At 55.7% G+C, this 26,710-nt stretch carries 23 protein-coding genes and 1 other RNA gene; 9 read left to right on the forward strand and 15 right to left on the reverse strand.

Annotated elements, in window-relative coordinates:
* Positions 1 to 10 precede the first annotated feature (10 nt).
* Genes metG through acnA form a run of 3 tightly spaced genes read right to left on the reverse strand, consistent with a single transcriptional unit; the run spans position 11 to position 5,125 of the window.
* Positions 11 to 2,041, reverse strand: a complete 2,031-nt coding sequence (gene metG, locus CAP31_RS05540) for a methionine--tRNA ligase (RefSeq protein ID WP_087446626.1) — start codon at positions 2,039 to 2,041, stop codon at positions 11 to 13.
* Between the two features lie 20 nt (positions 2,042 to 2,061).
* Complete coding sequence (locus tag CAP31_RS05545; RefSeq protein WP_087446627.1) at positions 2,062 to 2,442, reverse strand: YidH family protein; 381 nt, start codon at positions 2,440 to 2,442, stop codon at positions 2,062 to 2,064.
* Positions 2,443 to 2,446: 4 nt separating this feature from the next.
* On the reverse strand, positions 2,447 to 5,125 hold the full coding sequence (gene acnA, locus CAP31_RS05550) for an aconitate hydratase AcnA (protein ID WP_087448275.1): 2,679 nt from the start codon (positions 5,123 to 5,125) through the stop codon (positions 2,447 to 2,449).
* 73 nt (positions 5,126 to 5,198) lie between these two features.
* Between acnA and CAP31_RS05555 the strand changes: the two genes are divergently transcribed.
* Both CAP31_RS05555 and CAP31_RS05565 read left to right on the forward strand, forming a co-directional pair.
* Positions 5,199 to 5,732 carry a DUF302 domain-containing protein gene (locus tag CAP31_RS05555; protein WP_223247382.1) on the forward strand — a complete coding sequence of 178 codons (534 nt, stop codon included), beginning with the start codon at positions 5,199 to 5,201 and terminating at the stop codon, positions 5,730 to 5,732.
* A 258-nt stretch (positions 5,733 to 5,990) separates the two neighbouring features.
* On the forward strand, positions 5,991 to 7,262 hold the full coding sequence (locus CAP31_RS05565; RefSeq protein ID WP_189836646.1) for an HD-GYP domain-containing protein: 1,272 nt from the start codon (positions 5,991 to 5,993) through the stop codon (positions 7,260 to 7,262).
* A 38-nt stretch (positions 7,263 to 7,300) separates the two neighbouring features.
* Here CAP31_RS05565 and CAP31_RS05570 read toward each other — a convergent pair whose 3' ends face one another.
* Genes CAP31_RS05570 through fur form a run of 5 tightly spaced genes read right to left on the reverse strand, consistent with a single transcriptional unit; the run spans position 7,301 to position 10,980 of the window.
* On the reverse strand, positions 7,301 to 8,068 hold the full coding sequence (locus CAP31_RS05570) for a 3',5'-cyclic-nucleotide phosphodiesterase (protein ID WP_087446630.1): 768 nt from the start codon (positions 8,066 to 8,068) through the stop codon (positions 7,301 to 7,303).
* A 52-nt stretch (positions 8,069 to 8,120) separates the two neighbouring features.
* The gene (gene prmB, locus CAP31_RS05575) at positions 8,121 to 9,029 is read right to left on the reverse strand and encodes a 50S ribosomal protein L3 N(5)-glutamine methyltransferase (RefSeq protein ID WP_087446631.1); all 909 of its coding nucleotides are present in this window, start codon (positions 9,027 to 9,029) and stop codon (positions 8,121 to 8,123) included.
* Entirely contained in the window at positions 9,026 to 10,156 is a 1,131-nt protein-coding gene (dapE, locus tag CAP31_RS05580) for a succinyl-diaminopimelate desuccinylase (RefSeq protein WP_087446632.1), read from the reverse strand. Before dapE ends, prmB begins: the two co-directional genes overlap by 4 nt.
* A gap of 15 nt (positions 10,157 to 10,171) precedes the next feature.
* Positions 10,172 to 10,516: an ArsC family reductase gene (locus tag CAP31_RS05585; RefSeq protein WP_087446633.1), complete on the reverse strand. Its 345-nt coding sequence runs from the start codon at positions 10,514 to 10,516 to the stop codon at positions 10,172 to 10,174.
* Between the two features lie 32 nt (positions 10,517 to 10,548).
* Positions 10,549 to 10,980 (reverse strand): ferric iron uptake transcriptional regulator, encoded by a 432-nt coding sequence (fur, locus tag CAP31_RS05590; RefSeq protein WP_087446634.1) that lies wholly within the window; start codon positions 10,978 to 10,980, stop codon positions 10,549 to 10,551.
* A 136-nt stretch (positions 10,981 to 11,116) separates the two neighbouring features.
* Here fur and CAP31_RS05595 point away from each other — a divergent pair, with 136 nt between their 5' ends.
* From CAP31_RS05595 to CAP31_RS05605, 3 genes are all read left to right on the forward strand, one after another.
* Positions 11,117 to 11,503, forward strand: coding sequence for an outer membrane protein assembly factor BamE (locus CAP31_RS05595; RefSeq protein ID WP_223247383.1), 387 nt, complete (start codon positions 11,117 to 11,119; stop codon positions 11,501 to 11,503).
* 2 nt (positions 11,504 to 11,505) lie between these two features.
* Positions 11,506 to 12,315, forward strand: a complete 810-nt coding sequence (gene dapB, locus CAP31_RS05600) for a 4-hydroxy-tetrahydrodipicolinate reductase (RefSeq protein ID WP_223247384.1) — start codon at positions 11,506 to 11,508, stop codon at positions 12,313 to 12,315.
* Positions 12,316 to 12,453: 138 nt separating this feature from the next.
* Positions 12,454 to 12,813 carry a hypothetical protein gene (locus CAP31_RS05605; RefSeq protein WP_087446637.1) on the forward strand — a complete coding sequence of 120 codons (360 nt, stop codon included), beginning with the start codon at positions 12,454 to 12,456 and terminating at the stop codon, positions 12,811 to 12,813.
* A 62-nt stretch (positions 12,814 to 12,875) separates the two neighbouring features.
* On the opposite strand, the gene metE is transcribed toward CAP31_RS05605, so the two are convergent.
* The gene (gene metE, locus CAP31_RS05610) at positions 12,876 to 15,179 is read right to left on the reverse strand and encodes a 5-methyltetrahydropteroyltriglutamate--homocysteine S-methyltransferase (RefSeq protein WP_087446638.1); all 2,304 of its coding nucleotides are present in this window, start codon (positions 15,177 to 15,179) and stop codon (positions 12,876 to 12,878) included.
* 96 nt (positions 15,180 to 15,275) lie between these two features.
* Between metE and CAP31_RS05615 the strand changes: the two genes are divergently transcribed.
* Positions 15,276 to 16,193 (forward strand): LysR family transcriptional regulator, encoded by a 918-nt coding sequence (locus CAP31_RS05615; protein WP_087448277.1) that lies wholly within the window; start codon positions 15,276 to 15,278, stop codon positions 16,191 to 16,193.
* Between the two features lie 69 nt (positions 16,194 to 16,262).
* A complete protein-coding gene (locus CAP31_RS05620) occupies positions 16,263 to 16,589 on the forward strand; it encodes a VOC family protein (RefSeq protein ID WP_087446639.1) in 327 nt (108 codons plus the stop codon).
* Here CAP31_RS05620 and CAP31_RS05625 read toward each other — a convergent pair.
* Together CAP31_RS05625 and CAP31_RS05630 are read right to left on the reverse strand one after the other, a co-directional pair.
* Positions 16,586 to 19,594, reverse strand: a complete 3,009-nt coding sequence (locus tag CAP31_RS05625) for an EAL domain-containing protein (RefSeq protein WP_087446640.1) — start codon at positions 19,592 to 19,594, stop codon at positions 16,586 to 16,588. The two genes, CAP31_RS05620 and CAP31_RS05625, sit on opposite strands and share 4 nt — an antisense overlap.
* Before the next feature lie 255 nt (positions 19,595 to 19,849).
* Positions 19,850 to 21,982, reverse strand: coding sequence for a tetratricopeptide repeat protein (locus tag CAP31_RS05630; protein WP_087446641.1), 2,133 nt, complete (start codon positions 21,980 to 21,982; stop codon positions 19,850 to 19,852).
* A gap of 138 nt (positions 21,983 to 22,120) precedes the next feature.
* Between CAP31_RS05630 and CAP31_RS05635 the strand changes: the two genes are divergently transcribed.
* Positions 22,121 to 22,552 (forward strand): GNAT family N-acetyltransferase, encoded by a 432-nt coding sequence (locus CAP31_RS05635; protein ID WP_087446642.1) that lies wholly within the window; start codon positions 22,121 to 22,123, stop codon positions 22,550 to 22,552.
* Positions 22,553 to 22,598: 46 nt separating this feature from the next.
* Positions 22,599 to 23,336 (forward strand): YceI family protein, encoded by a 738-nt coding sequence (locus CAP31_RS05640; protein WP_157662663.1) that lies wholly within the window; start codon positions 22,599 to 22,601, stop codon positions 23,334 to 23,336.
* A gap of 191 nt (positions 23,337 to 23,527) precedes the next feature.
* Here the strand turns inward: CAP31_RS05640 and CAP31_RS05645 are convergent, their stop codons facing one another.
* The 4 genes from CAP31_RS05645 to ubiG form a co-directional block, all read right to left on the reverse strand.
* Positions 23,528 to 24,742, reverse strand: a complete 1,215-nt coding sequence (locus tag CAP31_RS05645) for an integrase arm-type DNA-binding domain-containing protein (protein ID WP_087446644.1) — start codon at positions 24,740 to 24,742, stop codon at positions 23,528 to 23,530.
* 164 nt (positions 24,743 to 24,906) lie between these two features.
* Positions 24,907 to 25,271: a transfer-messenger RNA gene (ssrA, locus tag CAP31_RS05650) on the reverse strand.
* Between the two features lie 87 nt (positions 25,272 to 25,358).
* Positions 25,359 to 26,012, reverse strand: a complete 654-nt coding sequence (gph, locus tag CAP31_RS05655; protein ID WP_087446645.1) for a phosphoglycolate phosphatase — start codon at positions 26,010 to 26,012, stop codon at positions 25,359 to 25,361.
* A complete protein-coding gene (ubiG, locus tag CAP31_RS05660; protein WP_087448278.1) occupies positions 26,005 to 26,703 on the reverse strand; it encodes a bifunctional 2-polyprenyl-6-hydroxyphenol methylase/3-demethylubiquinol 3-O-methyltransferase UbiG in 699 nt (232 codons plus the stop codon). The genes gph and ubiG overlap by 8 nt, the downstream gene beginning before the upstream one ends.
* Between the last annotated feature and the right edge of the window lie 7 nt (positions 26,704 to 26,710).

The raw sequence follows: 26,710 nt of genomic DNA on the forward strand, positions 1-26,710 counted from the left end.
AATGTTTCTGCTATTTAACCCGCATGCCTGGTGTTGCGCCTTCGTCAGGGCTGAGGATGAACAGGCCCGGAGTGTCGCCGGAGGCGGCCAGTACCATACCTTCGGACAAGCCGAACTTCATTTTGCGCGGCGCGAGGTTGGCGACCATCACGGTCATGCGGCCGATGAGTGCAGCCGGATCGTAAGCGGATTTGATGCCGGCAAAGACGTTGCGGGTGGTGCCTTCGCCGATGTCCAGCGTCAGGCGGATGAGTTTGTCTGCGCCTTCCACGTGTTCGGCGTTGGCGATCCTGGCGACGCGCAAGTCGATCTTGCTGAAGTCGTCGATGCTGATCAGTTCGCTAATAGGGGCGATATTCATGGCGGGTCTGGTTTCCGGAATGGGGGCTGCAGGTATGGGTTCGCTGATGTTGGTGGCGATCATTGCATCGATCTGCTTCTGATCGACGCGTGTCATCAGGTGAGTGTAGGTGTTGATGGTGTGCTTGGCCAGCAAGGTGTTCGCATCCGCCCAGGTCATCGCCGGAATGTTGAGGAACTGCTCGACATCGGCGGCCAGTTTCGGCAGCACCGGCTTGAGGTAGAGCGTGAGCAGGCGGAACAGGTTGATGCTGACGCTGCATATCTCGTGCAGCAAGGCATCTTCGCCGCCTTGTTTGGCGATTTCCCATGGTTTGTTGTCGTTGACGTACTGGTTGGCCTTGTCGGTGAGATGCATGATCTCGCGCAAGGCACGGCCGAAATCGCGGCTTTCGTAGCATTCGGCGATCAGCGTGGCGCTGTGCTGCAGCTCGTTGAGCAGCTCGGAAGTCGGCAAGGTGTCGGCCAGCTTGCCGCCGAAACGCTTGGCGATGAAACCCGCGGTGCGGCTGGCGATGTTGACGTATTTGCCGACCAGATCGCTGTTGACGCGGGCGATGAAGTCGCTGAGGCTGAGGTCGAGATCTTCCATGCTGCCGTTGATCTTGGCGGCGAAATAGTAGCGCAGCCATTCCGGGTTCATGCCGCTGGCGAGATAGCTCTCGGCAGTGATGAAGGTGCCGCGTGATTTGGACATTTTTGCGCCGTTGACGGTGAGGAAGCCATGCGCGAAGATGCCGTTCGGCGTGCGGTAGCCTGCATTCTTGAGCATGGCCGGCCAGAACAACGCGTGGAAGTAGAGGATATCCTTGCCGATGAAATGATAGAGCTCGGTGTCGGTATCCGGTTGCCACCAGGCATCGAAATCCAGTTGTTTGCTGGCGGCGAGATGCTTGAAGCTGGCCATATAGCCGATAGGCGCATCCAGCCATACGTAGAAATATTTGCCCGGCGCATCGGGTATTTCGAAACCGAAATACGGCGCGTCGCGCGAAATGTCCCAATTCTGCAGGCCGGCGGAGAACCATTCGTCGAGCTTGTTGGCGGCTTCGTTCTGCAGCGCGCCGGAGCGTGTCCATTCGCGCAGGAAGTTGGCGCAGTCGCCGAGCTTGAAAAAGTAATGTTCGGATTCGCGGCGTACCGGTGGCGTGCCGGATACGGCGGATACCGGGTTGATCAGGTCGGTCGGCGAATACGTCGCGCCGCACACTTCGCAGCTGTCGCCGTATTGATCCTGCGCGCCGCATTTCGGGCACTGACCCTTGATGAAGCGGTCGGGCAGGAACATTTCCTTGCTGGTGTCGTAATACTGTTCGATGGTTTTACGTTCGATCAGCTGCGCGTCGCGCAAGTTGAGATAGACTCGACTGGCAAGTTCTCGGTTTTCTGTGGAATTGGTCGAGTGATAGCTGTCGAAATTGACATGGAAGCCGGTGAAATCGCGCAGATGTTCGCCGTGGACGCGATCTATCAGGGCTTCCGGAGTAATGCCTTCCTTTTCCGCACGCAGCATGATCGGCGTGCCATGGGTGTCGTCAGCACACACATAGTAGCATTCGTGCCCCTGCATTTTCTGGAAGCGTACCCAGATGTCGGTCTGGATGTATTCGACCAGATGGCCGAGGTGGATGGCGCCGTTGGCGTAAGGGAGAGCCGAAGTTACGAGGATTTTGCGAGTCATGTTGTATGTATGTGTTGGATTTATTTTAGGCCGGCGAACAGGTAGGTCGAGAGCGCAATGCCCAGGCCGGCGAGTATCAAGGTGCTGATGGCGGCCATGTTGGCCCAGTAGCCGTCAGGGATCTCTATGGGTTTGAGCGTGCGCAATACACTGCGATATTGTATTACCGCCAGTATCGCCAGTGCGCTGCCGAGCAGGATGAAACCCATTCCCACCCAGAACGAAACGCCGCGTTCCAGTGCTTTGGATGCCTGCGCCGCTTGTGGTGCCAGCATGTGCAGAAACAGACCGAAACGCTCCACCACGAAGCCGAATGCCATCAGTGTCAGGCTGGTGCGATTCCATGCCAGCAAGGTGCGTTCAGCGGCAAAGAATACGCGGGGATCGTTAAGGTCGGACATGTTTTCAGCTCCCTAGCAGTTGAGCCAGCACGAAGGGCAGGATGCCGCCGCTCTGGTAGTAATCCACTTCAATCGGAGTGTCGATGCGAAGTTTTACGGTCGCGGTGTCAGTCGTACCATTGGTGCGGTGAATGATGAGTTGCACATCCTGCTGCGGGGTGATGCCGTTTTCCAGCCCGAGCAGGTCGAAGGTTTCGCTACCGTCCAGCTGCAAGGTGTCGGCACCCATGCCGTCCTTGAACTGGCATGGCAGCACGCCCATGCCCACCAGGTTGGCGCGGTGGATGCGCTCGAAGCTCTTGGCAACGACGGCCTTGACACCGAGCAATCGCGTGCCCTTTGCCGCCCAGTCGCGGGAAGATCCGGTGCCGTATTCTTCGCCGGCAAAGATCATTAATGGCGTGGCTGCAACTTGATAGCGCATGGCGGCATCGTAAATTGCCATTTCCTCGCCGTCCGGCTGATGACGGGTAATGCCGCCTTCGCTACCGGGTAACATCAGGTTCTTGATGCGCACATTGGCAAAGGTGCCGCGCATCATTACTTCGTGATTGCCGCGCCGCGCGCCGTAACTGTTGAAGTCGGCCTTGTCCACGCCGTGTTCCTGCAGGAACCGGCCCGCCGGCGAACTCGGCTTGATGGCGCCTGCCGGGCTGATGTGGTCGGTGGTCACCGAATCGCCGAATACTGCCAGTGCACGTGCGCCGTGGATTACGCCACTGTCGCCTGCTGCGCCGTCAAAGAACGGCGGTTGCTGGATGTAGGTGGAGGCATTGTCCCATTCGTACACGCTGCCGACCGGTGCCGGAACGGCCGCCCACAGCGGGTTGTTGGCCGTGAAGTCGGCATACATGGCACGGTAGGTGTCGGGATTGGTGGCGGTGCCCATGACTGCGGCGACTTCTTCCAGGCTGGGCCAGATGTCCTTCAGGTACACGGCCTGGCCGTCTTTGCCGGTGCCGATCGGTTCGGTGCCGAGATCCTTGTTCATGGTGCCGGCCAGCGCATAAGCCACCACCAGCGGCGGGCTCATCAGGAAATTGGCCTTGACGTTCTGGTGTACGCGCGCTTCAAAATTGCGATTGCCGGACAACACCGACGTTGCGACCAGATCGTTGCCGACGATGGCAGACTCGATGGCGGCCGGCAGCGGTCCGGAGTTGCCGATACAGGTGGTGCAGCCGTAGCCGACCAGCTTGAAGCCGACATCGCCCAGTGCATCGAGCAGGCCGGCTTCCTTGAGATATTCGGTGACGACGCGCGAACCGGGGCCTAATGAAGTCTTGACGTGGGCCGGTACGGTCAGGCCCTTGGCGACGGCTTTCTTCGCCAGCAAGCCGGCTGCCAGCATCACGCTGGGGTTGGAAGTGTTGGTGCATGAGGTGATGGCGGCAATCACCACATCGCCATGACCGAGTGTGGCTGAATCGTACGGCACGCGCTGGGTGAGAGCGGCAGCTTCCTTGCCGTAGCCGCCTTCGCTGACCGGTTTGGCGAACAGCTCGGCGAATTTGCTCTTGACGTGACCGAGCTCGATGCGGTCCTGCGGGCGGCGTGGGCCGGCGACGGAAGGCACCACGCTGCCCAGATCAAGCTCCAGCACTTCGGAGTAATCGCAATCGCCAGCGGCGGGGATGCCGAACAAGCCCTGCGCCTGGAAATAATTGCGGATAGTGGCGACTTGCTCGGCACTGCGGCCGGTAGCGGCATAATAAGCGCAAGTGGCCTCATCGACCGGGAAGAAGCCCATGGTTGCGCCGTATTCGGGCGCCATATTGGCAATGGTCGCGCGGTCGGGCAATGACAGGGCGGCGGCACCTTCGCCGAAGAACTCGACGAATTTGCTGACAACCTTGGCGCGGCGCAGCATTTCGGTGATGGTCAGCACCACGTCGGTTGCGGTGACGCCTTCGCGGATTTTGCCCTTGAGGTTGACGCCGACCACATCGGGGGTGAGGAAATACACCGGCTGGCCGAGCATGCCGGCTTCTGCCTCAATGCCGCCTACGCCCCAGGCGACGATGCCGAGGCCATTGATCATCGTGGTATGGGAGTCGGTACCGACCAGCGTATCAGGATAATACACGCCGTCTTTTTCCATCACGCCGCGCGCCAGGTATTCGAGGTTGACCTGATGCACGATACCGATGCCGGGCGGCACGACCTTGAAGGTGTCGAATGCCTGCATGCCCCATTTCAGAAACTGGTAGCGTTCACGGTTGCGGATGAATTCCAGTTGCATGTTTTGCTGTAATGCGTCAGGCTGGTTGAAAACGTCAACTTGCACCGAGTGATCGACGACCATGTCCACCGGCACCAGCGGTTCGATGAGCTTGGGGTTTTTGCCCGCTTTCGCCGTGGCGGAGCGCATCGCTGCGAGGTCGGCCAGTAATGGTACGCCGGTAAAGTCCTGTAACAGGATGCGGGCGACGATGAACGGGATCTCTTCGGTACGTTTGCCGTTCGGCTGCCAGTTCGCGAGTTCGCGGATGTGCTGTTCAGTGACTTTTTTGCCATCGCAGTGGCGCAGGATGGCTTCAAGTACGATGCGGATGGAAACTGGCAGACGCGAGATCTTGCCGACGCCGGCAGCTTCGAGTGCGGGTAGCGAATACATTTGTCCGCGTGCGCCGTTCCCTAAGTTGAATTCGGTTAGGGAACTGAACAAATTATGGGGGTTCATAGTTACCATGCTCAATAAAATTAAAGTATGCTAATTTTACCGCAATTCCCATCCATTTTCTAAGGAGAAACCCATGAAACTTGCGATAAATAGACTGGCAGGATATGTCGTGCTCGGTTTTGCACTGCTGATGCCTGTCGCACATGCCGCAGAATCGAATGCCAAAACCCCTGCGGCGACTTCGTCGATCATGCCTGGCGTTTACAAAGTGCCTCTGGCCAAGGGTGTAAGCATGGATGATGCGGTCGAATCCATGAAACTGCGTGCCAATGCGCTGAATATCAAGCTGGTTGCGGAATTGCCATTGTCCAAGCAGGTCGAGGCGATGGTAGGCAGCCCGCAGCGGCGTATGTCGATCTATCAGTTCTGCGATGCGCTGACGGCCAAGGATCTGGTCGAGATGAATGTGGATTTTGCGATATTCCTGCCATGCCGTATCGCCCTGATTGAGGATAAAACAGGTCAGGCCTGGCTGGTAATGATGGACATGAACGTCAAGGAACTGGCTAAAACCTCCAAAATGACGCCTGAGCTCGAGAAGAAAATCACCACCATCCGCAATGGTCTGATCGAGATCGTGAATGCCGGTGCAAACGGCGATCTATAATCAGAAGCATGCGTTATCAGTAATTGCCGCCGGTTTGCGCAGATTCGGTAAACCGGCGGTTCCGTATCAGGCCGCGCGCCCAGCTTTGTTCGTCAAACCCGCTGTTGTGATAGAATTTTCGCTAATCCCGGCCTCGGGAAGGCTGGAGGCGGCTTAATGTTATTTCGTTCCGTCATCAGGGAAATTACCTGCCAGGATATTGTTCCTATTAAAAATAATATCGTGCATTTGAGCTCCCCCAGAATCGATAATATCGTTATGCCAGTTGATTCCGATTACATTAATCCTGAGCAGTTATGCGTTGGGCTCTATGTCCATCTCGATCTCGGATGGATGGATCATCCCTTTGTTTTCAGCAGCTTCAAGATCAAGACCCAGGAACAGATCGATACCATACGCAAGCTCAAGCTGACGCGTATTCGTTACGAGCAGGGGAAAAGCGTCTGCAAGCCGCTGCCAGTAAAGTCTGCACCTGCATCTGTATCAAGACAGAAACCTTCCGTTGCGGTTGCCGATATCGCGTTGATGGAGGCAAAAAAAGTCAGAATAGCCCAGTTAAAGCACATCAAGAACGAAATCAGCCGAGTCGAGCACGAGTTCGTGCGCGCGGCAGATACGGTCAGAAACATTACGCGTAATATTCATAGCCGGCCGCAGGAGGCGTTTGCACAAACCGAGGCGCTGGTTGGCAAGATGGTCAAGAGCATACAGAATGAAGGCGACGTGCTGATCCATGCCATGAGCGGGAAGCTTGGCGATGACGTGTATTTCCATTCGCTTAATGTCACTGTGCTATCCCTGATGCTTGCCAATGTACTGGGGTTGAGCGGTGAACAGATGCACGAGCTCGGCATGGGCGCCATGTTGCATGATGTTGGCAAGAGCGAAGTTCCGCACAAGATCCTGTCCAAGCCGGAGCCGTTGACCAAACCAGAACAGGCCATACTGGAGCAGCATTGTGATTTCGGTGCGGTTTTTGCCAAGAAAATCGGTCTGTCCAATGCTGCGCTGGCAATCATTATCCAGCATCACGAATTCATGGATGGCAGTGGCTATCCACGTAAACTGTCGGGGGGCAATATTTCGCCTCTGGCGCGGATAGTGTCTATCGTTAATACCTACGATAACCTGTGCAACCCGGTCAATCCGGCAAACGGGCTTACCCCTGCTGAAGCGCTGTCGCGTATGTTTGCGCTCAGGCGTGCCCAGTTCGATGATGGCATGCTCAAGGCGTTTATTCATTGTCTGGGCGTATATCCGCCGGGCAGTATCGTGCAGCTTTCCAATGCCATGTTCGGCCTGGTGCTGTCGGTTAATTCGGTGAGTCCTTTGAAACCCAATGTCCTGATTTACGATGAGAGCATTCCCAAGGATGAAGCGATAGTGGCATGTCTGGCGACGGAGCCGGACCTTAAAATCAATAAAAGTCTGCGTGCGTCCGAATTGACACGCGAAGCACGTCAGTATCTCAATCCCCGTGCCCGCGTCACCTTTTATTTCGATCCGCAGAAAAACACCAATTCGGCATGAATCGAGCGAGCCGGGTGAGCGGCATTGTTGCAGGCACGTCAGAGATTGAAAATCTGACCCTGAGCCACGGCAACGGGTAAGTGACTTCCGGTCGCTGTCATAATCTCGGCCATCGTTTGACCTTCCTTGCCCGGTTCCATATGGGTGATAAGAATGTTCAGCGGTCGTTTTAGCTGTTTTAAACCTTGTGCGAGCAGGTTGGCCGTCATATGCCCGGAAGCCGGTGCTGCGGTTTTGGTCAGCTTGTTCAGAAAAGTCGTCTCTATCATCAGATAGCGCAGATTGTCGATGGCGTTTAGCGCCTCCCAGAAGGCATCGCACAGAGTGCTATCACCGCTATAGACGAAGCTGCTGGTGCCGCTGTCGAGCCGGTAGCCCACTGCGGGTACGGAGTGTTTTGCGGGCAGGGGTGTTATGCGCCGTTTTTCCAGTACGATGGTTTCGTTGCAGGTCAGGGCATGGAAACGGATATAGGGCTTTTCCATGCTGGGCTGTATGGTGTAATCCGGCCATAATTTGCCGTTCAGCATGTTTTCCCTGAGTGCGTTTATCGTTTCCGGCAACGCATGGACTTCCAGCGGGCGTTGGCGCATGAAGGCGCTGGCGTCAGCCAACAACGGCAGGAAGGCTGAGTGGTCGAGGTGGCTGTGGGTGAGGAAAACATGGTCGATCCGCGCCATCTCTTCCAGCGTCAAATCTCCGGTGCCGGTACCGGCGTCAATCAGAATGTCATCGTCGAGCAACAGGGCGGAGGTGCGTCTTGTTCCGCCGATGCCGGCGCTGCAGCCGAGGATTTTCAGTCTCATATCCTGCCTCGCTGGAATTCAACATCAGGAAAATGTCGCATCACCCGTTAATTTACAGCATGTTCAACTGTTCCTTGCTGAGGATGAAGACGAATTCATCGCTGCCCTCGGTTTCCAGCCAGGTAAACGGCAGATGCGGAAATTCGGTTTCGAGCACGTCGCGGTTGTGGCCGATCTCGGCTATCAGCAGGCCTTTGGGATAGAGGTGTTTGGCCGCGCGTTTGAGGATGGTGCGAATATGGTCGAGGCCGTCTTCGCCGCTGGCGAGCGCAAGTTCCGGCTCCGCCTGGTATTCGGGCGGCAGCTCGGCCATGCTGGGGGCATTGACGTAGGGCGGGTTGGTGATGATGACATCGTATTGCTGGTCGCCCAGTTCGGTAAACAGATCCGACTGCACCAGCGTGATCTGCTCCTCGAGGCCATATTCTCCCACGTTGCGTTCGGCGACTTCCAGTGCGTCCGGCGAGATGTCGACCGCATCGATGTCGGCATTGGGGAAGGCTTCGGCCAGCAAAATGGCCAGGCAGCCGGAACCGGTACACAAATCCAGCGCGCTGGTGACGCATTCCGGATCGGCAACCCACGGGACGAGCTGTTCGCGCAGCAGTTGGGCAATGAACGAGCGCGGAATGATGACACGTTCGTCAACATAAAAACTGAAATCGCCCAGCCACGCTTCGTGGGTGATGTAGGCCGCCGGTATGCGCTGATTGACGCGGCGGTCGAATACATCGCGTATGTCTTCACGCTCGACTTCGGTCAGGCAGGCGTCCAGGAACGGCTCGAGATTGTCTATCGGCAAATGCAAGGTATGCAAAATCAGGTAAGCGGCTTCATCCAGTGCATTGGTGGTGCCGTGGCCGAAATGCAGATGGGCTTGGTTCATGCGGCTGATGCCGAAGCGCAGCCAGTCGCGCACGGTGATCAGCGCATCGGTATCCAGAAAGTAGTTGGTAGTCATGGCGTCAGCAAGCGTTCCAAAGTGGTTTGGTAAATCGCACGTAACGGCTCAAGATCAGCCACGGCAACGTGTTCGTTAAGTTTGTGGATACTGGCGTTCAGCGGGCCGAATTCGACGACCTGTTCGGCAATCGCGGCGATAAAACGACCGTCGGAAGTGCCGCCGGTCGTGGACAGCTCGGTGTCTATTCCGGTGACTTCTTTAATTGCGGCGCTGATGGCGGCCACCAGACTGCCGCGCGGAGTGAGATAGGGATTGCCGGATTCTTCCCACTCCAGATCGTATTCCAGGCCATGCTTGTCGAGAATCGTATGCACTCGCTGCTTGAGGCTGTCCTTGGTGCTGGCGGTGGAGTGGCGGAAGTTGAAACGGATATCTACGGTGCCGGGCACCACGTTGGTGGCGCCGGTACCGCCGTGGATGTTGGAAATCTGCCAGCTGGTAGGCGGGAAATATTCATTACCCTGATCCCATTCCGTCGCAGCCAGTTCGGCAATTGCCGGCGCGGCCTGATGGATGGGATTGCGAATCAGATGCGGATAGGCGATGTGGCCCTGGATGCCTTTGACGGTAAGCCGGCCGGACAATGAACCGCGGCGCCCGTTCTTGATGGTGTCGCCCAGTCTGTCCACGCAGGTCGGTTCGCCGACGATGCAGCAATCGATTTTCTCATTGCGCGCAGCCAGCGTTTCCACCACTTTGATGGTGCCGTCGGTGGCGATGCCTTCTTCGTCGGAGGTGATGAGCAGGGCGACGGAGCCTTTATGGTCCGGGTGCCGACTGACAAAGCCCTCGATCGCTGTGACGAATGCGGCGAGCGAGGCTTTCATGTCCGCCGCGCCGCGGCCGTAGAGCTGGCCGTCGCGGATGGTCGGTGTGAACGGATCGGAGTGCCATTTATCCACCGGGCCGGTGGGCACTACGTCGGTGTGTCCCGCGAAGCAGACCACTGGTGCGCTGTCGCCGCGCCTGGCCCATAAATTGGTGACGCCGTTGGAAACTATATATTCGAAACGAAAGCCCAGCGGTTCCAGGCGCGACTGCATGAGCGCCTGGCAGCCGGCGTCGTCCGGCGTGTTGGATTGGCGTGAAATCAGGTCTTGGGTGAGCGTGAGTGTATCGGTCATGATGGGTTCTGTTGGTTACTTGAGGGCGGCAGTGTACGCAGCTTCGTCGAAGCCGACCAGTATCTGTCCGTTATGAATCAGGACGGGGCGTTTGATGACGCTGGTTTTTTCCGCCATCAGCGCAAAGGCTGCGGCCGGTGTGGTGACAGCGGCCTTGGTGTCATCGCTTAGCTGGCGCCAGGTCGTGCCCTGGCGGTTGAGCAGTTTTTCCCAGCCCGTTTGTTGCGCCCATGCACTGAGCTGCGCGGCGGTGACGCCGGTTTTCTTGAAATCGTGAAACTGGTAAGCGATGCCGTGCTGCTCCAGCCAGGCACGCGCCTTTTTGACAGTGTTGCAATTGGGGATGCCGTATATATCCATAAAATTGGTAAAGATGATAATGCGTTGATGGTTTATTTGCGGATGCGGTGCGGGCACGGGTCCTTGATACAGTCCACGTACAGGTGCAACGAATGGTCGTGTATGGTGAAGCCGCGTTCCGTAGCGATTTTCCTTTGACGGCGCTCGATCTCTTCATCGAAGAATTCTTCCACATGGCCGCATTGCAGACAAACCAGGTGGTCATGATGTTCGCCGGCATTCAGTTCATAGACAGCCTTGTCGCTGTCGAAATGATGGCGTATCAGTAGCCCCGCCTGCTCAAACTGGGTCAGTACGCGATAAACCGTCGCCAGGCCGATGTCGATTTCTTCCGCGATGAGCATGCGGTAAATATCCTCGGCTGTAAGGTGGCGTTTCTCGCTGTTTTCAAACAGTTCCAGCACTTTTAGCCGTGGCAGCGTGGCTTTCAAGCCGATATTTTTCAAATCCGATGGTGCGCTCATAATGGGACATGTTTCTTGTAAATGATTTAAGCTATCATAGAGGCTTTACATGACTTTGCAAATACCAGTTATGCGCACGCTTATTGTTTTGACATTAGTATCAGCGGGATTAATGGGGTGCAGTCATCTGCCTTCAATGCCCAAATTCAGCGCTTCTTCCTTGACGCCTTATAAAATCGACATTCAGCAGGGTAATTTTGTTGACCAGGATATGCTGGCCAAATTGCATCCCGGCATGACGCGTGCGCAGGTTAAATTCGTGATGGGTACTCCATTGGTGACGGACGTGTTCCACGCCAATCGCTGGGATTACATCTATATCTATCGTAAAAACGGCAAGTTGGCGGAAGAACGCCGGGCTGTCCTGTATTTTGATGGCGACAAGCTGGAGCGCATCGAAGACATGCTGAATGACAGCACGAAAACAGCGCCGGTAAGCAGCGATAAAGCGAATGCAGTACCTGCTGCAGCGCCGGCAGATACCTCTGTAGTGACTGGTAAACCCGCAGCGGTGACGCAATGAGCATGAAGGCGCCTTTGAAGATCGTTATTGCCGGCAGCGCCGGACGCATGGGGCAGGTCCTGCTGGAGGCGGTCAGTCAGTCGCCTGATTGCGAATTGCATGGCGCGCTGGAACGTACCGGCAGCGCTTATCTGGGGCGACCGGCTTCTGCCATCGGCGGCACAAGCGATGTGCTGGTCAGCAACGATATTGCTGCGACACTGGCAGGCGCTGACGCACTGATCGATTTCACCCGCCCCGAAGGAACGCTGACGCATCTGGCATTGTGTCGCCAGTTTGGCGTCAATATCATTATCGGCACCACCGGCTTCAGCCTGGAACAAAAGCAGTTCATTGCCGAAGCCGGCCAGGATATCGGCGTGGTATTTGCACCCAATATGAGCGTGGGCGTAAATCTGACATTCAAACTGCTGGAAATCGCTGCCAAAGTGCTGAACGAAGGCTATGATATCGAAGTCGTCGAAGCACATCATCGTCACAAGGTGGATGCGCCTTCCGGGACTGCATTGCGCATGGGTGAAGTGGTTGCCGCTGCCCTGGGGCGCGATTTGAGCGAATGTGCCGTGTACGGGCGCGAAGGCGTCACCGGCGAGCGCGATCCCTCTACCATCGGCTTTGCCACTGTGCGCGGTGGCGATATCGTGGGCGATCATACCGTGATGTTTGCCGGTATCGGCGAGCGGGTCGAGATTACGCACAAGGCTTCCAGTCGCATGACCTTTGCGCAGGGCGCAGTGCGTGCGGCGCGTTTTCTTGCAAGAAGCGGCGCAGGCTACTATGATATGCAGGATGTGCTGAGTTTGCGGGACTGACTCTGTAACAATTTGTAACGCTTCTCTGCCGGGATGAAACATTCATATAACAAACCAGCCCCATACTGACTCCGTCAGCAGCACTGACACCCGTCTAAATTTTAGCGTTTTTTTGAATTGATATTGAGGAGTAAGCAAATGAAAAAGACCAGCCTGATCGTTGTCGCATTCACAGCAATGGTGGCACAAGCCAGCTTCGCTGAAGATACAACCAGCACTTCCCCCAGCATGGAAAGCGCCCAAGCACGCGCGCAGGCATTTCAGAACCTGACCCCTGAACAACAGCAGGCCGCAATCGCTGCAGCCAAACAAAAAGGTCAGACAACAGCGCAACAAAAACAGGAAAACTGGAACAGCATGACCCCGGAGCAACAGCAAGCTCAAAAGGAAACCATGCAATCCAACATGCAAAGCAAAATGACCGGCATGAAAACCAAAATGCAATCCCGCATGGGTAGCGGCGGTGGCGGCATGATGCGCAGCCGTATGGGTCAATAACCCATTTCACGCAACAAAAAGCCCCGAGGTAACCACCTCGGGGCTTTTTTATTTACGCCGCATTATCGCAATGCCTTGGCAGCGGCTACCATATTCGCCAGTGCTGCTTCGGTCTCCGGCCAGCCGCGGGTTTTGAGTCCGCAGTCGGGATTGACCCAGAGATGCTCGGCAGGAATCACTTCGGCGGCTTTTTTCAGCAATCGCACCATTTCTTCGGTAGCAGGCACGCGCGGGCTGTGTATGTCATAGACGCCGGGACCGATTTCATTAGGATAGTTGAATTCGCCGAAGCCGCGTAGCAATTCCATATCGGAACGCGACGTTTCTATCGTAATCACGTCGGCATCCAGTGCTGCGATGGCGGGCAGAATGTCGTTGAACTCCGAGTAGCACATGTGCGTATGGATCTGGGTGTCGTCGCCGACCCCGGAAGCCGAGATGCGGAAGGCGCGGCCAGCCCAGGCCAGATAGTCGTTCCATTCGCTGCGGCGCAATGGCAAGCCCTCGCGTATGGCCGGTTCGTCAATCTGGATGATGCCGATGCCGGCGTGTTCCAGATCAACCACTTCGTCGCGGATAGCCAGGGCGATTTGCAGCGCCGTAGCGCTACGAGGCTGGTCGTTGCGGACGAACGACCATTGCAGGATAGTGACCGGCCCGGTCAGCATGCCTTTCATCGGCAGACTGGTCAGGCTTTGCGCATAGCTTGTCCAGGTTACGGTCATGGCATGCGGGCGCGCCACGTCGCCGTAAATGACAGGCGGCTTGACGCAACGCGAGCCGTAGCTCTGTACCCAGCCGTTCTGCGTGAACGCGAATCCCGACAGCTGTTCGCCGAAATATTCGACCATGTCGTTGCGTTCGGCTTCTCCGTGCACCAGCACATCCAGTCCAAGCTCGATTTGCTTGTTCACGGCAAATCCGATTTCCGCTTGCATGGCTTTGATATAGTCGGCCGCTGCCAGTTCATGGCGCTTGTAGGCAGCACGTACAGAGCGGATGGCTTTGGTCTGCGGAAATGAGCCGATGCTGGTGGTGGGGAATAGCGGTAATTTGAAACGGCTGCGCTGCAGCGCCTGGCGAACCTTGAATGGCGAATGGCGCTGGTCCGCATCGGCGGGTAATGCGGCGAGGCGCGCTGCGACCCCGGGGTTGTGCACGCGCGGGCTGTTGCGCCTGGACGCGGCAGCGACACGGGATGCGGTAAATACCGGTTCGGCAGCCAGCATGCCTTGATCCAGCGCCGTTTTCAGTGCGCCGAGCTCGTCCAGCTTTTGCACGGCAAATGCCAGCCATGAACGCAGTTCTGCATCCATCGCGGTTTCGCAAGACAAATCCACCGGTACGTGCTGCAGTGAGCAGGATGGCGCGAGCCACAGCCGCTCACCGAGTCTGGTGCGTGCATCTTCTATCAGGGTCAGTGCCTGGTCCAGTTCGGTGCGCCAGATATTGCGACCGTCGATCACACCCAGTGACAGCACCTTGTAATGCGGCAGACGGTCGAGCACGTTGCTGATCTGCTGCGGCGCCCGTACCGCGTCGATGTGCAATCCGGCGACGGGCAGGTTGCATGTCAGGACCAGATTGTCCTCCAGCGCGCCGAAATAAGTCGCCAGCAGCAGCTTGATGCCGACCGCGTTTAACCGATTGTAAGCGGACTCGAATGCAGCCTTCCACTCGACAGGCAGATCCAGACACAGGATGGGTTCATCGATTTGTACCCATGTTACGCCCTGGTTTTTGAGCTTGAGCAGAATCTCGCAGTACACGGGGATCAATTGCTCCAGCAGATGCAGGCGGTCGAGATCGGCGGTCTTTTCCTTGCCCAGATAGAGGAAAGTGAGCGGGCCGATCAAGGTGGCCTTGACTTGATGGCCCAGCGCCCGGGCTTCGGCTACTTCATCAAACAGGCGGCTGGAATTGAGCTTGAATTGCGTATCTGCAGTGAATTCCGGAACCAGATAATGGTAGTTGGTATCGAACCACTTGGTCATTTCCAGTGCCCATGTGCCCTGATCCTGGTGGGCGTGGCCGCCGCAACAGGCGGGGGCTTCGTCAGCCACGCCGCGTGCCTGGGTAAAGTAGCGGCCCAGTTCCGTTTCCTGGCCGGTGAAATGGAAGCGGCTGGCTTCGCAACCAAGCAACTGGATGTGATTGAGCATCTGGTCGTAGTAGGCGAAATCGCCCACGCTGACAAAATCCAGGCCGGCAGCCTGCTGGATTTGCCAATGGCGCGCGCGCAGTTCGCGCCCGCTGGCTTCGAGTGCGGTCGAGTCGATTTCGCCGCGCCAGAATTGCTCCAGTGCGACTTTGAGTTCGCGGTTTTTACCGATGCGGGGAAAGCCCAGGCTATGTATCGTGGTCATGTTTTTACTCCGTTGATTGATGACGTGCATCTTGCGGCAATATGATTTATGATACAAACGAATTGTTTTCGTAAACTCCATGAATTTTATTCATATATGCTGGCTCTTAAACATTTACGTCTGATCGAAGCCCTGAATGACAGCGGCAGTATCACCCGTGCTGCGACGCGGCTTTACCTCACGCAGTCCGCGCTTTCCCATCAACTGGTGGCGCTTGAGTCGCATTACGGGGTGAGCCTGTTTGAGCGCGCACGTCCGTTGCGATTAACACCGGCCGGGGAGTTGCTGCTGGCGTTATCCCGAGAGATCATGCCCAGAATCGATGCGGTTAAACGCGACCTGGCGCGGCTGGCAGAAGATAATCAGCCGGGTAAATTGCGCATCGCCGTCGAATGCCACACCTGTTATGACTGGCTGATGCCTGCGATGGATGCCTATCGCGCGCACTGGCCGGAAGTGGAAATGGATCTGGTGGGCGGTTTTCATACCGACCCGGTCACGTTGCTGGATGAAGACAAGGCCGATCTGGTGATCGTGTCCGAGACTGGAAAGCACAAAGATGTGGTGTTTAACCCATTGTTTCGCTACGAGATGCTGGCGTTGATGGCAACCGGACACCCGCTGGCAAGCAAGCCGTATCTGACCGCGAGAGATTTTGCGAATGATACGCTGATTACCTATCCGGCCCCGGATCGCTTGCTTGATGTCGTGCGTCGCGTGCTCAAACCGGCAGGCATTGCGCCCGAGCGCCGTCAGGCCGAGCTGACCGTGGCCATCGTGCAGCTGGTAGCCAGCCGGAAGGGCTTGGCCGCCCTGCCGGCATGGGCGGTGCAGTCGTACCTGGAGCGCGGCTATGTCGTTGCCCGCCCCATCACCAAGCGCGGTTTGTGGAGCGGCCTTTACGCGGCATCGCGTGAGAGTGATGCCGGACGCGCCTATCACAAGGATTTCGTGGGAACCCTGCGCGAGCAGGCATTCATGACCCTGGCGGGAATAGAGCCACTGGGGGCATGAGCGTCGCTTGCCTAATCGGGCATTGGTTGTTATTGTGTTTTCGTCTATGATTTCAACGGGAGCAGATCGATGTCCACTCAGCCGCAATTAGACCAGATCCATCATGTCGCCATTCCGGTGAGCGATATTGCTGCCAGTGTCGCATGGTATCGCGAGCAGTTTCATTGTGATGTCGCTTATCAGGATGCCACCTGGGCATTGCTGAAGTTCGCCAATATCAGTCTGGCGCTGGTGACTTCCTCGCAGCACCCGCCGCATATTGCGCTCATTCATCCAGACGCTGCGCAGTTTGGTCCGCTGACTACCCATCGGGATGCCACCCGCTCGATTTATATCCCCGACCCGGACAGCAATCAGGTAGAAGTGATGGACGCAGCAAGTGTGCGTCGCTATTAGCCTTTAGGCGATTTGTCTGCGGCGTAGCGCACCAGTTCCCTGGCAGGCATGGGGCGTGCAAAATAATAGCCTTGTGCTTCATCGCAACGATGCAGACGTAATGGCGCGAGCATGTTCTGGTCTTCGACACCTTCGGCAATGGTTTTCAGGTTCAGGCTGTTCGCCATCTGGATAATGGCATGAACGATGGCCGCATCACTGGGCGTGTCGACCATATTGCGGATGAAAGACTGGTCGATCTTCAATTTATCCACGTTAAAGCGTTTCAGGTATGACAGGCTGGAATAGCCGGTACCGAAATCATCAATCGACAGTTTTACGCCCAGCGTCTTGAGGCGCTGTACCGTGGCCAGCACTTTTTCGGTGTCCTGGATCAGGATGGATTCAGTCAGTTCCAGCTCGAGAAATACAGGGTCCAGACCGGATTCGCTCAGTGCATCGTAAATGCTTTTTTCGACATTGCCACGCCTGAACTGCACGGCCGAAAGGTTGACTGCCATCATTAACTCAGTCATGCCAGCCTGGTGCCAGGCAGCGGCCTGACGGCAGGCTTCTTTCAGTACCCAGTCGCCGATGGGGATGATCAGGCCGCTGTCTTCGGCAATCGGGATGAATCGTGCTGGCGGTATCATGCCGAGCTCGGGATGATGCCAGCGGATGAGGGCTTCTGCGCCTATCATCGCACCGCTAGTAAGATTGAGCTGAGGCTGGTAATACAGTTCGAATTCGTTTCTTTCCAGCGCTTTCCTCAAACCGTTTTCTATCGTCAGCCGTTCATGCACGGTATCGTTGAGTGCTTTTACGAAGAAGCGGTACTGGTCGCGGCCGGACTGCTTGGCGTGGTACATGGCGGCATCGGCGTTCTTGACCAGGGTTTCTTCATTGTCGCCGTCTTCCGGATACAAGGCGATGCCGATACTTGCCGAGATGGCGATTTCATGGGAATTAAGCTGGACAGGGGAGGCCAGTACCGCAATCAGGCGCTCGGCAATATGGGCTACTTCATCGGGGGTATTGATGTCCTGCAGAATAAGAATGAACTCGTCGCCGCCCTGGCGGCAAATCGAATCCGTTCCCTTGATCCTGGATTTGAGCCGTTCAGCGATCGCCTGCAGTAATAAATCGCCATAATGATGGCCGAGTGAATCGTTGATATTCTTGAAGTGATCCAGATCGATAAAAAATAGTGCCAGCCGTTGTTGATGATGTTTGGCATTTGCGATGGACTGGATCAGCTCGCTGGTAAACAATGCCCGGTTGGGCAATCCGGTAAGTATGTCGTGCTGGGCCAGGTAGCGGATCTTTTCCTCGGCGGCCTTGCGTTCGCTGATATCGGAAAATGCGGCGACATAGTGAGTGACCAGATCGTTTTTATCATGCAATACGTCGACGGTTAACCATTTTGGATAAAGCTCGCCATCCTTGCGCTGATCCCATATCTCGCCATGCCAATGGCCGCTGTCATCGATCGACTGCCAGATTTCGCGGGAAAATTCTGGTGTAACATGCTCGTCCGAGCTTAGCTGCAGCGATTTGCCTGCCATTTCCTCGACGGTATAGCCGGTCAGGCGGGTATAGGCTGAATTGACGGTGACGATGTTACGCTCGGCATCGGTAATGATGATCGCATCGGAACTGGATTCGAATACCTTGGCGAGCAGCCGCAGCTGATCTTCCGCCAGCTTGCGCTCGGTGATGTCGCGGGCAACGCCGGTCGTGCCTATCACCTGGCCGATTTCATTGAAAATCGGGGATCTGATAGTTTCTATCCACGAGATTTTGCCGTCTCTTTTTTGCAGGCGTTCCTCTACTTTTTTTCCTGTTGCGGTGTTGATGACTTCAAGCTCGTCTTTGCGATAAGCCGTGGCCAGCTCCAGCGGCCAGATATCGAGATCGGTTTTGCCTATCAATTCCTGAGGCGTCAATCCGCATGCCTCGCCGAAGGGCTCGTTGACGCTGATAAAGCGACTTTCCTTATCTTTCAGCCAGGCTATGTCGGTGATGTTGTTGAGCAGGGCCAGTTGCTGGTATGCGGCTATCTTTAACGCTTCGTCTGCCAGTTTGCGTTCGGTGACATCAGAAAATATCCCGATGTAATTGCAGATTTGATTATCTTCATCCCGTACCGCAGTCAAACCCAGCCATAATGGATATATCCCGCCATTTTTGCGCCGGTTCCATATTTCGCCTTGCCAGTAGTTGTTTTCGAGCAGGGTCCGGGTTATATGCTGGAAGAACTCCGCGTTATGCAGACTGGAATTCAGCATGTCCGGCTTGGTCCCGATCACTTCATCGCTGCTGTAGCCGGTCACTTCGGTAAAGGTTTTATTGACCGAGAGTATGGATTGCTCGGCATCGGTAATGATGATGCATTCGCCGCTGTTCTCGAACACATTGGCGGCAAGGCGTAGAAAATCCGCCTGTTTGTTGCGTTCCAGCACGATGCCGATGATGGAGGCGCCGATTTCAAGCAATTTGCGGTGAAACAGACTGGGGGTGCGTTGTTCAAAGCTGGTGAGGGCGAAGGTGCCGATTATCTTCTGACCGGCAGTATAAATGGGCATCGACCAGCATGCCCGCAGACCGAGGTTGACGGCGATGGGCAGCAAATCTACCCAGCGTGAATCCGTGAAGGTGTCCGAGACAAAAACCGGTTCCTGGCGGTAAATCACGTTGCCGCATGAGCCAGCACCCAGACCTGGGCGCAAACCGTTTAACTGGCTGATTCCTTCAGGCGGGATGCTGGGGGCGGCAAATACATTCAAATGCTGCTGTTTTTCATCCAGCAGCATCACGGAGGCAACGGAGTCGGGCAACAGCTGTTCTTCGAGTCGGCACAGGTCGTCGATTATTTCCTTGTGGTCATGGCCCAGCGCCACCAATTCTAAAATAGCCTGCTGCAGCGTAAGGATTTTTTCCTTTTCCTGTTCGGTTAATACCTCGTATTGAACGGTATTTGCCGGAGCCGGGCGCGACTGATCTTTAGAATGGATGTTTCCGTTCATTACCTCCTCCGAGGTTGGGTGGAATTGCGTGATGTCCGGGACTCAAAAACATGGGAATTGAAGGATTTTTAATTTTCGCAGGTTTTCAATCCGGCATTTAATGCGTATATGCATCATCGCTTTGCCTTGGTATTGTGAATAAGCGTCGAGCGACACCATCATAATAGCGAAACCTGCTCGTACAGGGCAAGTGCTGATAGTGTCTTTATCCAAATTTGTCAGCAACTTTAAAGAATGCGGCTGCCAGCGGGGAACTCATGACGCATTGCGTAGCGCATCGCATAGCTGCCGTATTACACTTTCCCAATCGCCTGATCGTGATTGCGTGAATATGCGCATGGTCGGGTACCACGGGCTGTCTGTGCGCTCGCGTAGCCAGCGCCATTCGCCTGCATGGCGATTCAACAGCCAGGTCGGCTGGCCGAGACTTCCCGCCAGATGCGCTACTGCGGTATCAACGGATATGATCAGATCAAGTTTGGCCGCCAATGCGGCAGTGTCGTCAAAATCGTTGAACTCATCCGACCAGTCGATCAGCTTGCCGGAAGCAATCCGTGACGCTTTGTCGGGATCCGGCTCTTTTTGCAGGCTGAACCAGCTGCAACCGCTCAGATTGAGCAGGGGGAATATCTGCTGCAAGGCAAGGGCGCGCAACGCTGCGTTTTTCATCTTGCTGCCCGGCTTCCAGACCACACCAATCTTGCGGGTGGAGGCAGGCAGATCAAGTGCAGCGATTTTCGATTGCCAGTAGCTCATCCTTATTGGGTCTGGAATCAGATAGGGGACCTGATTCGGGATGCTTTCCAGTCGGGTGCCCATTGCCAATGGCAAAGAAAGCAGCGGGCATTGCCATTGCCAGGCTGTCTGATCGGCGGGTACGGCATCGATGATTTCGATATCGGGAAACGAACGGCGGAACAGCGTCAATAAGGGCGCAACGGTGACGATGCTGATCCCGCCGGGAAAACGCTTTGCCGCCAGCGTGAGGTAGCGCGAAAACTGTATCTTGTCGCCCATGCCCTGTTCATTGAATATCAACAGGCGATCAGTGGATAAAGGCGTCTGTCCCGTCCATTGCGGCAGAACGGTAACGGGGCGCTGCATGGTCTTTATCGCCTTGGCATCCCAGCGGTATTCGTATTCTTGCCAGGCTTCGGCAAGCTTGCCCAGGGTTAATAGCGTATGACTCAGATTATGGCGGGTATCGGCGCAGCGAGGGTTGATTTCCAGCGCACGGCGAAAGGCCGTCTCGGAATCGCTCAATCTGCCCAGATCCCTGAGCGTGATTCCCAGATAGTTATACGCATCCGCATCGCGCGGATTGAGTTGCAACGCTTCACGATAGCAGGCTTCCGCCTCGTCCAGACGGTCGAGGTCGTGCAGGGTGGCGCCCAGATTACGATGCGCATCGGCATGCTCCGGACTGAGTCGTAATACTTTGCGGTAACACGCTTCGGCCTCGTCCAGACGCCTGAGATCATGGAGCGCGGCACCCAGATTGTTGTGTGCCCTCACGTAATCCGGATTGAGTTTGAGCGCCGTGCGATAGCAGGTTACGGCTTCATCCAGACGGTTGAGGTCATGAAGGGTCACGCCCAGATTGCTATGTGCCTGGGCAAAAGACGGGTTGATCCGGATCGCCCTGCGGTAACTGGCTTCAGCCTCCTCGTGGCGTTTCAGATCATTGAGGGTGATGCCCAGATTGTTGTGTGCTTCCGCGTCATTGGAAGAAAGCGCAGCCGCTTTTTGCATCGGAACCAGCGCGTCGGCACTGCGTCCCATTTGCTTGAATGCCGCTCCCAGCGCCTTCCAGCCAAAATCGTGCTGCGGGTAATGCTCGGTCAATGTCCGGGCGAGTGCTATGGTTTCGTCAAGGCGCCCGCTGTTGAATAGCGTTACCAGTGTGTCGATTTCCTGTTGTGCGGGGCCGTGCGATTTCTGCCCAGCCGGTTTTTTTACATGGGCATCCTGGGTGTCGGGGGATTGCGCCGAAGATGCCGGGCCATCGTTCAAGCGTAAAGCCAGTGCATCCACATCCTCGCCCTGCAAGCCATGCTGCTGGGCAAGCGCCAGTATTTGCCGCGCTTCGTCGAATTGGCCGGCTCGGCATAACGCATCAATATAGCTTACCCAATACCTGCCGTTGGCCGGGTCGGCGTCCAGTGCGACCACGAAAAATGCCAGGCTGGCAGCCGGCTCTCCAGTCTGTAATGTCAGTACGCCCAGATTGTGGTTGGCTTCAGGATGAGTGGGCAGTGTCTGCAGGATATCCCGGTAAAGGGCTTCTGCTTCTTCAAGCTTGGCGGCCTGGTGCAGCGCGATCGCTTGATTCAGGGTTTTTTCTGTTGCTTGTGACATGGTTTGGGATGAGGAAGTGTCGGTTGTCATCTGCTTATCGTTTATGTATGTTCAGATGATTGGATTATGTAGCCTAATTGATGCGGTTGTAAATTTTTATTGGCCCTGACTTCCGCTTCAGTTCAATATGGGTACTGATAACTTCAATCGCTGAACAGAAAGACCGGCATGACAGAAGAGATACTAGTCGTAAATTCAGATTCCGCTCTGCTTCAGGCAGCATTTGCCCTGCGCCGCGAAGTCTTTGTCGTCGAGCAGAACGTGCCGCTGGAGCTCGAAATCGACGAGCATGATACGTCAGCCATCCATTTCGTTATGAAACAGAATGGCAAAGTGGTGGCAACGCTCAGATTGCTGTCATACGGAGATCAAATCAAGATCGGACGGGTTGCGGTCAAACAGCCTTTGCGACGCCAGGGTCTGGGGACGAAACTGATGTTGCGGGGAATCCGGTATGCTGCCGAATCCGGCTTCAGTTCGGTTATCCTCGATGCGCAGGTGATTTCCATGCCGTTCTATCATACCTTGGGTTTCATCAAGGAGGGGACGGAATTCGACGATGCCGGAATCCCTCATATGCGGATGGTGTTGCGGTTATGAACACAGCCGATTACGTTAAATATATGCCGACATGGAGATAATGGATATGAAGAAGGCTGCAGTCGTTTTATTCGGCATCGCTACGGTCATTATCCTGCAGAGCTGTGCTGGCGTGCCGCCAGCCTCAACGGCGGATGAGGTGCCGCTGACCCGGAGCGACCATCGGACGGAATTGAAGGCCGCATACGTCGCGCTGGGAGAAGCCGGGGGCAGGGTCTTCACTCTCGATCCGGGTAAATCGGCGATCCGGATTTATGTGTTCCGTGGAGGCCGTGCAGCAAAGCTGGGACACAATCATGTCCTCTCGGCTCCCCGGTTCGCCGGATTTCTTTATCTGCCGACCGCCGGGGCGTCAAATGCCCGATTTGATCTTGAATTCCGTCTCGACCAGTTGGAAATCGATAATCCGGCGTACAGATCGGACCTCGGCAGTGCTTTCTCGTCCATGCTTACCCCGGAGGATATCGACGGCGTGCGCAAGCACATGCTCGGTGATGATAATCTGCAGGCGGACAAATTCCCGTTTGTCCGTGTGCATTCCCTGCAGATCGTTGGAGAGTCCCCGAAATTCGCTGTCAAGGTGCAGATCGAAATGCACGGCCAGAAACGCGAGATGTGGATTCCGCTTGGCGTTGAAGGTTTGCCGAACTCTGCCGCCGTCACAGGGGCGCTGGTGCTGCGTCAAACCGATTTTGGCGTGCAGCCTTATTCAGCGCTGGGTGGTCTTCTTGCCGTGCAGGATGAGGTCGTTATCGAATTCAAATTGTTGGGCGTACCCGGTTAACGAGTTGTTTCGTCAATGGATGACAATAAAAAGGGTTAAATCATTTCTGATCTAACCCTTTTTGAATTGATTGGTGCGCCCGAAGAGATTCGAACTCCTCGTGTCCCCTCATTACCCCGAATAAGAAGCCGCACCAGTAGGGCGGGGCAACCCTGTTTTCCCTCCGTCGAGGTAGGGTGCAGCTATAATCTTTATGCGCCGTTGCCATTTAGTGGCATCACGTCCGCACCCGCTTTCAACTTGTCCAAATAATCCGCCCATAGCTGCATCATCTTCCTGCGCTCGGGTAGGTGTGCTGTGCGATTGTAGGCGCGCCCGTTCGGGTCTTTCACTGCGTGGGCGAGTTGATGCTCGATCAGGTCAGGGCGTACCCCCAGCACTTCATCAAGAATGGTTCTGGCCATTGCACGGAAACCGTGCCCGCTCATTTCATCCTTGGTTATACCCATGCGCCGCATTGCGCCAAGGATAGCGTTGTCTGACATTGGCCGTCCGTTGGTACGCGCTCCCGGAAACACAAAGCGGCTTGATCCGGTCAGGCCGTGAAGTTCGCGCAAGATTGTTACTGCTTGCGTTGCCAATGGCACAATATGCGCCGTGTCTGTTTTGGTAACGGTATAACGCCATTCTGCCGTGTCTAGGTTAATATCCGCCCATTCTGCATTGCGAAGCTCGCCAGGTCGAACAAATACCAATGGCGCAAGGCGTAGGGCGCAAGCGACTGTAAACGTGCCTTGGTAGCCGTCTAGTGTTCGCAGTAATCCAGCTACTAGCTTCGGTTCGGTGACAGCGGCGAAGTGTTCGCCTTTAGTTGGGGTAAGTGCGCCGCGCAAGTCGCCGGATGGATCGCGCAAAGCTCGGCCTGTTGCAACTGCATAACGGAATACCTGTCCGCAATTACTTAGTACTCGGTGTGCTGTTTCAATTGCGCCCCTGTTTTCAATCTTACGCACCACGTCCAGCAATTCAGGTGCGGTCACATCTGCAATTGGTCGCCCGCCAAGCCACGGGAAAATATCACGCTCTAAGCGGCGGATGATTCTGTTGCCGTGATTCTCTGCCCAATTAGGTGAAAACTTTGTGTACCACTCACGCGCCACTACTTCAAAGCTGTTTGCGGCTCGTTCCTGTTTTGTTGCTTTCTGTGCTTTGCGATTCTCGCCGGGGTCGATGCCATCAGCAAGTAACTTGCGGGCATTGTCGCGCCGCTCTCTTGCGTCTTTTAAACTGACGTCTGGATAGACGCCAAGGGATAACAGTTTTTCTTTGTTGTCGTTTTTGTAGCGGTAGCGCCACCACTTACCCCCAGCAGGGGTAATAAGCAAGAATAAGCCGCGCTCATCATATAACTTGATAGGCTTTGCGCCGGGCTTTGCGTTGCGTACTGCGGTATCAGATAGGGGTATTTTGGGGTAAGTCCTTTTTAAATTTTGGAGTTACCCCGTAGAGTTACCCCAATTAAAAGCCGGATGCTGTTGGGCAACGTTACCCTCGAATGGATAAAAAGGCAATAAAAAACCCGCACTTGGCGGGTTTAATGGGTGTTAATGGATTGTGTTGGATGGAATATTGGTGGAGGCGGCGGGAATCGAACCCGCGTCCGCAAGCACTCTACAGACAGTTCTACATACTTAGTTCGGTGATTTGGCTTTAACCGGTTTCACGCCCGCCGAACAGGCTGGAAACCAGCGAGTTACCTTGGTTTTAACAGTAATCAAAGTAACCCTGATTACCGCGAGCATACTGAGATTACCCTACCGCTGATTGCTCAGCCCAACTCGTATGCAAGCTGGTGTAGGGTCTAGCCGGATTAAGCGGCTAGAGCGTAAGTTTCGTCGTTTGCAGTTAAACGATTTCGGGTTGTATTTACGAGGTAATCCGTCCTCGGTATGCCCTGCGCTGCTTTGCAACCCACGTCGAAGCCAGGTCGCCCCCAATGTATTACTAAGAGTGGCTGAATCCGTATAAGTTCCAGCGTGGGCTGATTATACATGATTCATCTGCTACACGGACTATATGGGTTCAGTAACCGAGGAAATCAAGCAGGGCGGTAGGGGTTTGAATAAATGCATCGGCATGCCAGCTTAGTGGATCATCCTGCGGGCCGATGTAGCCGTATTCGGCGATGATGGCGGGCATACCGCAGGCGTGGGCTGCCTCGATGTCGCGCTCGGCGTCGCCGATGTAGACGCAGGTGCTGGGTAGCACGCCGATTTCGCGGCAGGCCGTGAGGATAGGTTCGGGGTGCGGTTTGGAATTGACGCAGCTGTCGCCACTGACAACGCTGGCAGCGCGGTCGAGCAGGCCGAGTGCATCGAGCAATGGCGTGGTGAGACGCGCCGGTTTGTTGGTGACGACGCCCCAGGGTATGCCCCGGGTTTCGAGCTCGTCGAGCAGTTCCATCATGCCGGGGAACAGCTGACTGTAGGGATTGGCATTTTCTTCGAACAGGTTCAGGTATTCAGTGCGCAAATCGGCAAATGCAGGATGGTCCGGACTGATGCTGAAACCGGCCTGCAACAGGCCGGCAGTGCCGTGCGAGGCATAGGGGCGAATCAGTTCGAACGGCATTTCCGGCAGACCGTGCATCTGCCGCTGCTGATTCAATGCGTGGGCCAGATCGGGTGCGGTATCGACCAGCGTGCCGTCGAGATCGAATAATACGGCATCAACCATGGCGACGGCAGGCCACGATGTAATTGACGTCGGTATCGGCTTCGAGCTTGTAGATTTTGCTGAGCGGGTTATAAGTCATGCCGATAATATCCTGGATTTCCAGCCCGGCCCCGCGTGCAAAGCGCGAAAGTTCGGACGGTTTGAGGAATTTGGCGTAATCATGCGTGCCGCGCGGCAAAAGATTCAGCAGATACTCGGCACCCAGGATGGCGTAGAGATAGGATTTCGGATTGCGGTTAAGCGTGGAGAAAAATACCCAGCCGCCTGGTTTGACCAGCGTCGCGCAGGCGCGCACGATGGAAGCCGGATCAGGGACATGCTCCAGCATTTCCATGCAGGTGACTACGTCAAAGCTTGCGGGGTGCTGTTCCGCTAGTGTTTCCACGGCGATACATTGGTAGTCCACGCTGGCGCCGGATTCAAGCAGATGCAGTTTGGCCACCTTGAGCGATTTGTCGGCAAGGTCGATGCCGGTCACCTGTGCGCCGCGATTAGCCATGGATTCGCTGAGTATGCCGCCGCCGCAGCCGACATCCAGCACGGTTTTGTCTAAAAGCTGGGCATGCTGGTCGATGTAGTCCAGGCGCAGCGGGTTGATCTCGTGCAGCGGCTTGAATTCGCTGTTCGGGTCCCACCATTTGTGCGCCAGAGCGCTGAATTTGTCGAGTTCGATCTGGTCGGCGTTACTCATGATTGCA

The organism is Sulfuriferula sp. AH1 (genome assembly GCF_002162035.1).
Taxonomy (GTDB): domain Bacteria; phylum Pseudomonadota; class Gammaproteobacteria; order Burkholderiales; family Sulfuriferulaceae; genus Sulfuriferula.